Source organism: Micromonospora sp. NPDC049107 (assembly GCF_040648595.1).
In the GTDB taxonomy this organism is placed as follows: Bacteria; Actinomycetota; Actinomycetes; order Mycobacteriales; family Micromonosporaceae; genus Micromonospora.
This window is the reverse complement of record NZ_JBEZEC010000003.1, coordinates 222,449-235,095: the sequence shown is the minus strand read 5'-3', so window position 1 is coordinate 235,095 and position 12,647 is coordinate 222,449. Positions and strand designations below refer to the sequence as shown.

The 12,647-nt window shown below is 70.1% G+C and carries 11 protein-coding genes and 1 pseudogene; 8 read left to right on the top strand and 4 right to left on the bottom strand.

Annotated elements, in window-relative coordinates; translation table 11 throughout:
* Positions 1-8: 8 nt before the first annotated feature.
* Complete coding sequence (locus AB0B55_RS09440; protein WP_357123224.1) at positions 9-1,208, bottom strand: histidine kinase; 1,200 nt, start codon at positions 1,206-1,208, stop codon at positions 9-11.
* Positions 1,209-1,343: 135 nt separating this feature from the next.
* Here AB0B55_RS09440 and AB0B55_RS09435 point away from each other — a divergent pair, with 135 nt between their 5' ends.
* Entirely contained in the window at positions 1,344-2,006 is a 663-nt protein-coding gene (locus AB0B55_RS09435; RefSeq protein WP_357171409.1) for a DUF998 domain-containing protein, read from the top strand.
* 404 nt (positions 2,007-2,410) lie between these two features.
* Here AB0B55_RS09435 and AB0B55_RS09430 read toward each other — a convergent pair whose 3' ends face one another.
* Together AB0B55_RS09430 and AB0B55_RS09425 are read right to left on the bottom strand one after the other, a co-directional pair.
* The gene (locus AB0B55_RS09430; protein WP_357171407.1) at positions 2,411-3,004 is read right to left on the bottom strand and encodes a hypothetical protein; all 594 of its coding nucleotides are present in this window, start codon (positions 3,002-3,004) and stop codon (positions 2,411-2,413) included.
* 120 nt (positions 3,005-3,124) lie between these two features.
* Positions 3,125-6,289, bottom strand: coding sequence for a BTAD domain-containing putative transcriptional regulator (locus tag AB0B55_RS09425; protein ID WP_357171405.1), 3,165 nt, complete (start codon positions 6,287-6,289; stop codon positions 3,125-3,127).
* Between the two features lie 356 nt (positions 6,290-6,645).
* Here AB0B55_RS09425 and AB0B55_RS09420 point away from each other — a divergent pair, with 356 nt between their 5' ends.
* The 7 genes and pseudogenes from AB0B55_RS09420 to AB0B55_RS09390 all read left to right on the top strand — a co-directional run bounded on the left by AB0B55_RS09420 (position 6,646) and on the right by AB0B55_RS09390 (position 11,910).
* Positions 6,646-8,208, top strand: a complete 1,563-nt coding sequence (locus AB0B55_RS09420) for a VCBS repeat-containing protein (protein WP_357123212.1) — start codon at positions 6,646-6,648, stop codon at positions 8,206-8,208.
* Positions 8,209-8,370: 162 nt separating this feature from the next.
* Positions 8,371-8,823, top strand: a complete 453-nt coding sequence (locus AB0B55_RS09415) for a VOC family protein (protein ID WP_357171403.1) — start codon at positions 8,371-8,373, stop codon at positions 8,821-8,823.
* Positions 8,824-9,016: 193 nt separating this feature from the next.
* Positions 9,017-9,214 (top strand): annotated as a pseudogene (locus AB0B55_RS09410) (hypothetical protein); the annotation flags it as partial.
* Positions 9,199-9,576 carry a hypothetical protein gene (locus tag AB0B55_RS09405; protein ID WP_357123206.1) on the top strand — a complete coding sequence of 126 codons (378 nt, stop codon included), beginning with the start codon at positions 9,199-9,201 and terminating at the stop codon, positions 9,574-9,576. The pseudogene AB0B55_RS09410 and the gene AB0B55_RS09405, both read left to right, overlap by 16 nt.
* A gap of 154 nt (positions 9,577-9,730) precedes the next feature.
* Entirely contained in the window at positions 9,731-9,937 is a 207-nt protein-coding gene (locus AB0B55_RS09400; RefSeq protein WP_357171401.1) for a hypothetical protein, read from the top strand.
* Positions 9,938-10,107: 170 nt separating this feature from the next.
* Positions 10,108-11,346: an NAD(P)/FAD-dependent oxidoreductase gene (locus tag AB0B55_RS09395; protein ID WP_357171399.1), complete on the top strand. Its 1,239-nt coding sequence runs from the start codon at positions 10,108-10,110 to the stop codon at positions 11,344-11,346.
* Between the two features lie 126 nt (positions 11,347-11,472).
* The gene (locus AB0B55_RS09390; protein WP_357123197.1) at positions 11,473-11,910 is read left to right on the top strand and encodes a GNAT family N-acetyltransferase; all 438 of its coding nucleotides are present in this window, start codon (positions 11,473-11,475) and stop codon (positions 11,908-11,910) included.
* Between the two features lie 153 nt (positions 11,911-12,063).
* Here the strand turns inward: AB0B55_RS09390 and AB0B55_RS09385 are convergent, their stop codons facing one another.
* Positions 12,064-12,633: an NADAR family protein gene (locus AB0B55_RS09385; RefSeq protein WP_357171397.1), complete on the bottom strand. Its 570-nt coding sequence runs from the start codon at positions 12,631-12,633 to the stop codon at positions 12,064-12,066.
* Positions 12,634-12,647 lie beyond the last annotated feature (14 nt).

Below are 12,647 nucleotides of genomic sequence, written 5' to 3'. Positions count from 1 at the left end.
GACCCGGATCATGACGGCCTGTCGGGTTGCGCACCGGGCAGCAGAGCCCGCAGCGTAAAGCCGCCCCCGGGCTCGGGTCCGGCCGCGAACGTGCCGCCGAGCAGTTCGACCCGACGCCGCAACCCGTGCAGCCCGGTCCCCGCTCCGGAAGCGGCCAGCCGCGCGTCCGCCGCCGACCGAACTACTCCGTTGCGGACAAGGACTCGCACGCCGCCGCCCTCGTACTGCACCCCGACCTCGACACGGGCACCAGGCGCGTGTTTGCGCACATTGGTCAGCGCTTCCTGGATGACCCGGACCACCGCCTGACCGACCGCCGGGGACACCGGCACCGGGGTACCGATCACCGCCAGGGCCGCCGCACCCACCAGTGGTCGCAGATCTGGCAGCGGCTCCGGCGCCGGCTCGCGGGCAGGCGGCTGCTCAGGCAGGACTCGGACCAGGTCGCGAAGGTCGTCGAGCGCGGCGCAGCCGGCCTCTCGGATCCGTTCGGCGGCAACCCGAGTCGCCTCATCGGCTGCGGTGAGCCCGAGCGCACCGGCCTCCAGCACGATGAGGCTGACCTGATGTGTCACCACATCGTGCATCTCGGCGGTAAGCCGGGCACGTTCACCTGCGGCGGCCCGCTCGGCCTCCGCGTACCGGTCGGCCTCGGCCCGCCGGGCCCGCTCGCGCAGCATGTTGATCATGCGGCGCCGCGCCGCCAGGTACAGGCCGGCAAGGACCGGCACACCGAGCAACACCAGGCTGGAACGGAGCCGCACCCACGAGAGCGGCCACGGTGCCGTGGCCGCAACCAAGAGAGCGACCACGGCCGCCCAACCCGACACGCGACGCCTCGCGTACACCGCGACCGCATAGGCCGCGAACGGGGCAGCCGAAGTGAGGAACACAACCGTGTCCTCACCCGGCCGGATCGAGCCGCCCGAGCCGATGGTCTCGACGGCGGCCAGGACGGCACTGCCAGCGAAAACAACCCAGGCCACGGTGACCGGTGCGCTCCGGCGCCACCACAGCGCGCCGGCCGCCGCCGCGAAGACCACCGCGGTGAGGCCACCACCGCCCCGAAGATCGGCGGTCGTCCCGGCCAACAACACCAGACCGGAGAGCAACGCAACCGCTACCACCACAGCGTCGACCAACCGCTGCCTCGGCGGGTCATCCCGCTCGGCGACCGCATCCGACCCACTCAAGCTGGCTACCACCACGCGACAACCGTAGGTCGGAACCGGGAACCCGTCCCTCCCGTACCGACGAAAGTAGGTTCGGAACCCCGCCATCGGCCCCGTACCGACCGACGGCTGCCGCTACCAAGATCAAGCTCTGGCACGCCCAATAGAGCGATGAAGAAAGACATCACCACCCGGCGGCTCCTCGCATGCGGCGCCGCCGCCGGTCCTCTGTTCGGCATCGTGATCATCGTTGGTGGCGCGCTGCAGTCCGGATACCGCCCGATCCGCCAGTCCGTCAGCGAACTGGCCACCGGATCGACCGGCTGGATCCAGACCACCAACTTCCTCGTGTGCGGTTCGCTGTTCGTGGTATTCGCCCTCGGTGTCCGCCGGGCCCTGCGCCCCCGCTCAGCCGCCCGGACCGCGGCGGCCCTGACCGGCCTGTTCGGCGTAGCCCTCATCGCCTCCGGGCTGTTCACCACCGATGTCGCCGGGCAGCCTCAGCACACCTGGACCGGCACCGCGCACAACGCCGCCGGCAGCATCGCGTTTCTGTCCCTACCGCTTTTGACCTTCACCTGGGCCATCTGCTCGGCCCGACGTCGCTCCTGGGTCTGGACGGTAACCAGCGCGGCGGCCGGCGTGACCATGCTCCTGCTCATCCAAGGCCTGGCCGTACCCGAACACCGCGGCCTGTATCAGCGCCTCACCATCGGAGTCGGCTGGACCTGGATCACCGCCTTCGCCCTGCACCTACGCCGCAATACGTGCACGTACGAAGGCGAAGCAGCTGATCAAAAGCACCCGATCACTCGCCCGTTTCGCCAAGGCTGAGCGCGTCTCGCCAAGATCAGATGCGCGCTCAGTGGCATGGGCGGACTCCCGCCCTACCGACTCCCCGGGGCGCCGACGCTGACGCCTTCGCGGTCGGCGAGGAGAATCCGCCGGTCGCGGCGCTTTCTATGCCGGCTCGCGCACGCCGTCGGCGTTGCCACCATCGTCTGGCGACGGTTCGTGCGGTGCTTCGGGCAACTCGTCCGGTCCGCCAGGCAGAAGGACGCCCGCGTCGTCGGGCACCGGTTCACGTGGGTCGATGGGCGGGTACTGTTCGGGGTCGAGATCCGGTCCAGTCATCAGGCGAGTATCCGTCGTCTTCGGCACTGCCGCTCGTCGGGCCCGCGAGCCGGACGGTCTCCCCCTCCGGCCGGCCCGCCCGGCCCGGAGGCCGCCGCCGGCCGTCAGGCCAGACCGGCGCAGACCGCCCGGACCGCGGTGACCAGGCCGGGGTCGCCGCAGTCGGTGGATGCCGAGGTACGTCCGACGACCCGCCAGCCCTTGGTGTCCTTGCGCAGGAACACCTGGTCGCCACCGGGGATGGAGGCCGACTGCGGGGCGATCGCCATCAGCCGGGCGAAGCCGCTGCGGCAGCCGAGCACCTGCACGTCGGTGACGCTCTGCCCGTTGAGCGCGGCGCCGGTGGCCTCGAGCAGGACCGGCGGCCGGCAGGACGGGTCGGTGTCGGTGCTCGGCAGGGCGGCGAGCCGGGCGGGCCCGGTGGCGGCGGAGGCGGGGTCGACCGTTCGGCCGGATTCCGTACCGGGGCGGGCCGGGTCCGGGGCGGAAGCCGGTGGCGCGGGGACGCCGAGGGTGGTGGGCGTCGCCTGCGGTCCGACGGCGGTGCCCGCCGGGTCCGGCGCGGCGGTCGGCCCGGACAAGGCCGGTGCCGGGCCACCGGCCGCGGCACCGGCGCGGTCGGCGTGCGCGCATCCGGCCGCCGGGAGGGCCAGGGCCACCGCCACCACCAGGTACGCGCTGCTGCGTCGGATCGTCATGAAACGTCTCTCCATCTCGTCGAAGCTGCTGCCCGGGTGGGCGCCCGGTGCTGCTCCGACGCTAGGGAGCCGGCCTGCCGGCGATCTGGACGAAACCTGGAAGCGCAGGCCAGGGTGGGTTCAGGCCGGGTGGGCAACCGACACGGCCACGCCCACCGGCGCGGTCGCCTCGCAACCGCATGCCCACCGCTCGTGCCAGCCGGACGCCTCGTCGGCCTCGCGGGTGCCGAGCCGGCGGAACGTCGCCGCGGCGGTCTCCCATGCCTGGTGGGCGGACGCGACGTCGCCCAGCGCCGCATGAGCCGCACCCAGGTCGCGCAGCGTCCGTGCGGCACCGAGATCGTGGTGCAGCTCGACCCATCCGTCGTACGCGAGCCGAAGGTTCTCCAGGGCGACGTCCGGCCGGCCGGCCGCCAGGTGCAGTTCGCCGACGGTCCGCTGGACCAGCGCCACCCCGAACCGGTCGTGCAGCCGCCGGCACGTCCCGAGGGCGCGCTCCAACGGCTCCTGCGCCCGGCTCAACCTGCCCTGCCGGATCCACACCTTCGCCAGCGCCTGCTCCGTGTAGCAGGCGAGCAACTCGTCGCCGCTCGCCAGGATCAGGTCGTGGCTGCGGAGGCACCAGCGCTCCGCCTCGGCCAGCTCACCCCGGGCCCGATGTACCAGGCCGATCCCCCGGGCGGCGATGGCCTCGCCGCGAGCGTGGCCCAGCGAACGGTAGGTGTCCACGGTACGACCCATCCAGCTCAGTGCCGCCTCGTCGTCGCCGAGCTCCCGCAGGCAGTAGCCGATGCCGTAGGTCGCGTGCGCGGCGGCGGTCTCGCCCCCCAAGCGGCCCAGCACCTCGGCGGCTGTGGTCAGCAGCGGGACCGCCTCGCGATGCCGGCCCACCTCACGCAGTACGGTGCCGAGACCGTTGCGCGCCGCAGCCGACCCGTGCTCGTGGCCGGCGGCTTCGAACAGGTCGATGGCGGTCCGGAAGTTCCGTTCGGCCTCGGCGAACCGGTCCTCCTTGTAGCGCAGCAGCGCGATGCCGCACTCGATCACCGCCTCGCCGACCACGTTGCCGGCCGCCCGGGCGGCGGCCGACGCCGCCGCGTGGGTGCGTCCCCAGCCGACGAAGTCGTTGCGGACCGCGAAGGAGGCGTAGACCAACGCGTCCGCCAGCGCGCACGCCGCCACGTCCATGCCGAGTTCCGCGGCCCGTTCCACCGCGACGATCAGCGTCGGCGCCTCGACCTCCAGCCAACCGGGTAGCTGGTGATCCGCCGGAAGCGGGACGGCCGGTACGTCCACCGGCAGCGGCGCCTGCCGGTACAGCGGCGGGATGGCGTACGGCAGCCGCTGGTTGAGCCGCTCACCCAGCTCGGTGGCCGTGACCAGCACTCTGGCCACCGCGGCGCGCAGCGCGTCGTCGCTGTCCTCCTCGACGGCGCGTTCCCTGGCGAACAGCCGGACCAGGTCGTGCATGTGGTACCGGAGCAGTCGGTGCGTCGGGTCCGCAACGGCGGTCACCAGGCGGGCGTCGGCGAGCTGTTCCAGCAGTTCCTCGGCGTCGTCCATCGAGCCGCCGACGAGTGCCGCCACCAGCCACTCCGCGAAGCTCGACACCCCGAGAAAGCCGAGCAACCGGAACGCAAGACGGGCCGGTGGGTCGAGCGCCTGGTAGCCGACCGCGACGCTGACCCGGACGGCCAGCCCGTCCGCCGTCATCTCGTCGAGCCTCGCGCGTTCGTCGCGCATCCGCTCGGCCAGGCGGGCGATCCGGCGGTGCGGTCGGGCCGCGATCCGGGCGCCGACGATCCGCAGGGCGAGCGGCAGGCCGGCGCACATCTCGACAAGCGCGGCGGTCGCCTCCGGCTCGGCGGCCACCCGGCCTGGCCCGACGATGCGCTCCAACAGGACGACCGAGTCGGCCCGGTCGAGCAACGGCACCTCGATCTGCTCGGCGCCCGGGATGGTGGTCAGCAGGGCCCGGCTGGACACGATCAGGGCGCTGCCCGGCCCACCGGGCGCGAGCGGGCGAACCTCCTCGGCGCTGACCGCCGAGTCGAGCACGATGAGGAATCGGCGTCCGCTCAGCATGGCGCGGTACTGTCCGAGCTTGTCCTCCAAAGTGGGCAACTGCTGGATGTTCGTGGCGCCCAGGGCCCGCAGCACCCGGTCCAGGGCCTCCCCGGAGTCGCCGCCTCGGCCGGCGAGGGTGACGAAGATCTGCCCGTCGGGGTACGAGTGGCGCAGGAGGTATGCGAGCCGGATGCTGAGCGCCGTCTTACCCACGCCGCCCGGGCCGGAAAGGATCACCACGGGCGCGGCGTTGTCCTTGAGGCGCCCATCGTCGGGTTGCAGCACACTCAACGCGCAGGAGATCTCCGGTTCACAGCCGACGTGGTCGGGCAGGTCGGCCGGAAGCTGACAGCCGGGTCCCGGCGGAGCATGGTGTGCCGGCTCCGGTTTCGCCTCGACACGCGCGGGCACGGCGGCAGCGGGCTGCGCCACTCCGGGCACCTCGACAGGGGCCGCGGCCACCCTCGGCGCACGCAGCGTGCCCCGCAGGATCTCCCGCTGCAGGTCCTGCAGGTCGGTGCCCGGGTCGATGCCCAACTCGTCGGCGAGCTTGACGCGGGTCCGGGCGTACAGGTCGAGTGCCTCGGCTCGGCGACCGTCGAAGTACAGGGCGCGCATCAGGGTCACGGCCAGCGGCTCGACGAGCGGGCTGCGCTCCAGGGCCACCGTGAGTCGGTCGACGACCTGCCCCGGCCGGCCCTGGCCGATCTCGCTGTCGGCCCAGTCGAGCAGGACCCGGACAAGCTGCTGGGACAGGCCCTCCCGAACCCGGGCCGCCCAGGCGCCGGGCAGCCCGTCGAGCGGGTCGCCCCGCCACAGCTCGACCGCCTCCCGCAGCAGCGTCGCCCGGTCGGGGTCGGCCGCCGCGAGGCCCTGGGCCTGCTCGGCGAAGCGGCGCAGGCGGTGCAGGTCGACGCGGTCCGGGTCGATGTCGAGCAGATAGCCGGTCTGACTGCGGCCGACCGTGATCGGGACCGTCTCGGCGGATTGGGCCGCGACCAGGATCCGCCGGATTCGGGTGAGGTACGTGTACAGGACGCCCCGGGCGTCAGCCGGCGGGGCGTCGTCCCAGACCCGGTCGACCAGCGCCTCGATCGGCACGCTGCGGCCCACGTCCACGGCGAGCGCGGCGAACACCAGCCGCTGCTTCGGTGGTCCCAACTCGAGCGGCCGGCCGGCCGCGACCACGCGAAGATCACCCAGTATGCATAGTTCCACGGCTTCGCCCCCGCGTCCGTAGCGCCGCTGGACCGCCCGCGAGCGGGGCGTCCGAAGTTGTCAAGGATCCATCCAGGTTCGCTACCTGATGTGGCTGCGAGGGTTCTGCCAGCCACCGCACCGGCAGCTCGCGGACCACTCACCGGAGTGGACGGCCCTCATCCCACCTCCGACGAAAGGGTCGCGAACACACAACCGCACAGCAGGACCAAGCGGGACCAGCCATCGAGGGCAGGCCCCACGGTGGCTTGTGCGCTGCGACTTTACCTGTCGCATTGGGTCCAGCCAATGGCTGTCGTGCACCTCGATCCACGTTCGCGACCACTCCGTTCATCCCCACCACGAAGGGAAGACCCATGCGTCGCTTCCGAGCCCGCAGACCGGCCGCGATCCTCGGCACCATCACGATGGCCGCCGCTGGCCTGGTCAGCGTGTCGTCCGCGCCGGCCCAGGCCTCCACCATCGAGGGCCCGATCAGCCGCAGCGAGGTCCTGTCCCGTGCACAGAACTGGGTGGACCGGGACCTCACCTACACCCAGACCGGCTCCTGGGCGAGCGACATGGACGGCGACAAGACCTACCGGCGCGACTGCTCCGGTCTCGTGTCGATGGCCTGGCACCTGAACACCAGCTACATCACCGACGACTTCCAGGGGAACAACTCGCGCTGGGACACCCTCGGCAGCATCGACAGCTTCCAGGCCGGCGACGCGATGGTCCGCAGCGGCCACATCGAACTCTTCTCGCACTGGGCCGACCGGAACGACCACAGCAAGGGCGCCTACGTCTACTCCTTCAACGACGACGGCCAGACGGTCCAGAACCCGTACAAGGACAACAACGTCGGCAGTCGTGGGTTCAACAGCGCCAGCGACCTGAGGACGTACAAGCCGATCCGGCGCACCGGCCTGATCGCGGGGGCGACGGCACGCAAGGGACCGGCGTTGGGGCACGACGACGGCGACGGCACCCTGACCATCCACCGCTGGAATTCGACCGGTACGGCGTTCGACCACACGACCGATTACAAGGGTGAGAGTTCCTTCGACCTCGCGAACGTCGGCGATCGGATGGCCTCGGGTGACGTCGATGGTGACGGCACCGACGACATCGTCATGGCGTACCAGATCAGCGATGGCACCTTCGGCTTCTACGTCTTCGACGCCGGCCTGACCAGCCGCGGCCGCTTCTACACCTCCAGCCAATACAACCTCGACCCCGTCGCCGGACGCCTCGTCGTCGCCGACTTCACCGGCGACGGCAAAGCCGAACCCGCCCTCATCCACGACGACGGCGACGGCACCACCACCATCCACCGCTGGACCAGCACCGGCACCACCTTCAACCGCACCACCGACTACGTCGGCACCGGCAGCTTCGACCTCGCCAACGTCGGCGACCGCGTCGCCGCCGGCGACGTCACCGGCGACGGCAAAGCCGACATCGTCATGGCCTACCAAATCAGCGACGGCACTTTCGGCTACTACGTCTACAGCCAAGGCCTGACCAGCCTCGGCCGCTTCTACACCTCCAGCCAATACAACCTCGACCCCGTCGCCGGACGCCTCGTCGTCGCCGACTTCACCGGCGACGGCAAAGCCGAACCCGCCCTCATCCACGACGACGGCGACGGCACCACCACCATCCACCGCTGGACCAGCACCGGCACCACCTTCAACCGCACCACCGACTACGTCGGCACCGGCAACTTCGACCTCGCCAACGTCGGCAACCGCGTCGCCGCCGGCGACGTCACCGGCGACGGCAAAGCCGACATCGTCATGGCCTACGACCTCGGCAACAACACCTTCGGCTACTACACCTTCAACCAAGGCCTCACCAGCCTCGGCCGCTGGTACACCTCCGGCCCCTACAACATCACCCCCGTCAACGGACGCCTCGTCCTCGGCAACTGGTGACCTGACCTCGTCTCACACGAACAGGACTCGGGGGTCACCGGCTGCGCCGGTGACCCCCGAGTCGCGTCCGGTCAGGTCGCGGTGGTCACCTCGGCCTCGACCTGGCGATTCATCTTGGGTAGGTGGGGAGACGCCGCTGGCGGTGTCCGGCATGCTGTGGGCATGACCGAGGAACCGAAGAATCGTTCCGCCTCATCCAGCGATACGGTGCTCGCCGCATCGCCAGTGATCTCGGTGATGTTGATCGTCTCTGATGCAGAGGCCGCAGTCGCCTGGTACAGGACTGCGCTTGGCGCGACGGAGCTGTGGAACCTTGGTGGCGTGGCCGGCCTCGCGATCAGCGGCGCCCCCTTCTTCCTCCACCAGGTCAATCCCGAGAACCCGACAGAGACGAGTCCTGGCCAGGTCGGAATCACGAGCACCCGCATCGAGGTGTTCGTCGATGACCCCGACACCTTCATCGAGCGCGCCGTCGCGGCCGGCGCAGTCGCCGGAGCGGCAATCGAGGATCACCGCGTGCCCTGGGGGACGCACCGTCAAGGTGGCTTCACGGACCCGTTCGGTCACAACTGGTCCGTGGGCGACACCTCGCCCCTGCGCACGTTCCCCCGTTGATCGGGCGAGCCTGCTCATGACGCTGCGTCTGGCCCGGCTCGAACGCGAAGAACGCCCCGGCCGAAAGTCGGAACCGAGGACCGTGACCACGCCCGCCGTGCCGTCGCCGCGTTGAAGCTCGTCTACGGCGCCACGTTCGCCAACGCCGTCGCGATAACCACCGGCGATCTCGGCGAGCGGCTCTCCTCCTACGAGTACCCGAGCCCGCTAGCGGGCGGCCAACGCACCCCACCTCGTCGCGCTCGTGCGTGTGGACGCCCGCTTCGAACATGGCAAACTCGTCGGACGCCCCGCGGCCACCCCGGCCACCAAGGCCCCCGCCGCCACCCAACCAAGATCACCCAATCACACGTTGGCATCGCAGAGGAGGCACACGTGGGCGATCCGGTGAAGGATGCCTCGCTCGAAGGTCCCATTCCAGAGGCTTGGCGGCCGACGCTCAAGGCGGTCGTGGACTCGCTGGTGGGACGAGACGCCGCCATCGGCGCAGGCCTGCCGCCGGTAGACCCAGTTCCTACCGAAATCTCGCAGAAATGCCGCCAGGCGATTGACAACTACGGTGACGTCACGCTGATCACCCCACCAGACCAATCCTGGAACACATCAGTCGCATTGTGGTTCGGCGATCACTGGCGCTGCCTGGTCGACCTCTGGACCGAAGAGGAAGGCAGGAGCGACCTGGTGCTCGATGTCGACGTCTTCGAGAACGGACCTGGATACCGCTACCGCGTGAACCTCGTCTACGTCCCCTGAACCACCGATCCACAGGTGGTGACAATCGCTCACGCGGCGTCTTGACTGTCATCGATGGTGGCCGGTTGACGACGTCTTGCGCCCGCCTGCGTCCCCACCCGCCGGTACGGCGTGATTAGCTGCCGCCCTGGCATCGGATAGCGAACGGATCGACGTGGCGTTGGCCAAGAAGGGCCCTCGGCTCATCCCGGTCGACAGCGTGGTCTACCGGTGGCGGGTGCGCGGAAGGCCAACCTACGCCCAAACGCTCGGTGATCGACCACTCACCCTCGCCGTCGAGCAAGCCGACTGCAAGGGCGGCGTACTGCTGGTCGACCTGCCCCAGGACCACCCGAGGACCGTGCGTCACCACCGGCAATGAACGCCAGCCCACCTGGAGCGGCAGATCCGGTTGTTGCGGTGATCGCTACTGTGGGGGTTCGCGGCTGTTTCGCGGGCAGGTTTCGATGCGCCGAGCGTTGTCGGGATGCACTGTCGGCCGCTTGGCTCCGGCGTTTCTCGCGGTTCGGATGGCGTGAGGTGGGAGGCGTCATGCGGGTAGCGGTGGCCGGCGCCGGTCTTGGCGGATTGTGTCTGGCTCAGGGGCTGGTGCGGGACGGCGTCGATGTGCACGTTTACGAGCGGGACAGTGGCCTTGACGTCCGCCGGCAGGGCTACCGGCTGCACTTGGACGCGCGGGCCGGGCTGGCGCTGCAGAGGTGTCTGCCGCCCGAGTTGTTCCGGCTCTTCCTCGCCACGACGGGCCGGCGCAGCACCGTGGTCACGGTACTGACCGCACAGCTGCGCGTCCTGCGCCGCATGGCAGTTGACCCGAACCTGGACCCGGGCGATCCGGCGACGCTGTCTACCTCGGTCGACCGGGGCACGCTGCGGGAAATCCTCGCCGCGGGGCTCGACGCTCGGATCCACTTCGGCCGTGAGCTCGTCGGGTACGCGCAGGAGGCCGACGGTGTGACCCTGCGCTTCGCGGACGGGTCGACCGAGGCCGCGGACGTGCTTGTCGGCGCGGACGGGGTGAATTCCGTCGTGCGCCGCACACTGTTGCCGGACGCACCGGTCGTGGACACCGGCTCGAGGGTCATCTACGGCAAGGTCCCATTGGACGACGCTGCGCGGCGGCTGATCCCGCCGGCCATGTACGAAGGGTTCACCGCCATCATCGGTGGCGATGTCGGTTTGGCCGCTGGGCTGGTCGAGTTTCAGCGGGCACCCGAGGACGCGGCGGCCGAGATCGCGCCTGGAATACGCGTCACGCCGACCGGGGACTATCTGATGTGGGGTCTGTCCGCCGGACGCGATCGGCTTGGCGCGCCGGACACCGAACTGGCCGTGGCCGACCCTGCGGCCTTACATGCCGTCGCGTGCCGGGCGATCCGTTCGTGGCACCCCGACCTGCGTGCACTGCTGGCCCGGACGGCCGTTGATGAGACCTTCTTCATCCGGGTCCGCAGCAGCGAACGCGTCGCCGCCTGGGCGCCAAGCCGGGTGACACTGCTCGGCGACGGGATCCACGCGATGAGCCCGGCCCGCGGCTCAGGCGCGAACACCGCGCTGATGGACGCGGCGAACCTGTGCGCTGCCCTCACCACCGGCAGCGACATCATCGCGGCGATAGCCCAATACGAGGAAGGCATGCGCGACTACGGCTTCGCCGCGGTGGAGGCCTCCCGGGAAGCGGAAGCGGCGTACGCCGGCCGGGGAAACCCTGTGTGGCTCTGGATCGTCAACCACCTGCCCAAACCGCGCGGCGCCCGCCGCTCGGTGCGCTGATCTCGCATATCCGCGAGCTGGCGCAGTGAGCCAGCCTGTGCCGCAGCTGCCCACTGGGCACCCAAAGCGGCAGATCCGGATGCAGTGTAGGAGCTGAACCGGCTTGTACGACGTATCGTGCCTCCCGTGGACGTCGAGGTGGAACTCGTCGAGGCTCTCGACGCGGAGAGCATCGAAGCGTTTTGCCGAGATGTGCCAAAGTTGTCGAGCCGGCCGAGTCGTCTGAGCCCGCAAGCTTTGGCCCGCATGATCGCGTTGCCTGAGTACCAGCTATTCGTCGCCCGGCAGAACGGGAGCATCTGCGGCACACTCACGCTCGCGGTTTACCAGGCGCCCGGCGGAGTGAAGGCCCGTATCGATGATGTCGTCGCCGAACAGACTGAAGGCGGGAAAGCGGTTGCCCTAAGGCTGATCCGAGAGGCCATACGGCGTGCCGTGGCGGCCGGCGCTGCTGGCGTCCAGGTCGTGTCCAAACCGGCATTGTCGGTGGCAAACAGTACCTTCGAACAGATCGGCTTCAGGCAGCAAGGCCCAGGGATCTACGTCCGGGTGTTCCATACCTAACCCCCGACTCCCGCTTCCGCAGGGCACGGCGGCGGTACCTCCAGGACGAGGCGCACTGTCATCGGCCAGTCCCGACGCCGCCTGCCCTTCTTCGCATGACGCCCCGTAGCGCACGGATCGTGGCGAGTCCGTGACCTAGGCGTCTAGCGACGGCTACCGTTCCGGCTGTTCGTGGAGGACGTCGCGAACTTGCATGAGCGCGAACCCGAGCAGGTTGAGGCCCCGCCAGCGAGCCGGTTCGGAGGCGACGGGGTCCTCTCGGGTTAGCCCGATACCCCAGATCCGGTCCACCGGGCTGGCCTCGACGAGAACCCGTCTTCCGGTACCGACCAGGAATTCGCGCAGCGCGGCGTGCTGTCCGAACTTAGCCAGGTTGCCGGCCACCACGATCTCGAAGCGGTGATCGTCCCAGGTCCGTTGATCGAAGCCGACGACCCGGCCGCCGAGCGCCTTGGCCGCGTGTGGGTGCGGCGCGGCGAGAACCCGCTCGGCCATCGCGTCGTCACCGAACACGGTGGCCTTGCGCCACATCATGTAGTGCTCGGCGGTCGCGAAGACGAGCCCGTCGATCATGAACGGCGTTGGCCACCACTGACTCAAGCATCCGGCGCCGACCCGGCCGTCGCGCTCCGGCTGGTGCCCCCAGAAGAACAGAAACTTGATCCGTTCCCCGCGCGCCTGCGCGGCGACCAGATCCGTGACGCTACGACATGAAGCCAGCATGATCGCGAGTGTCC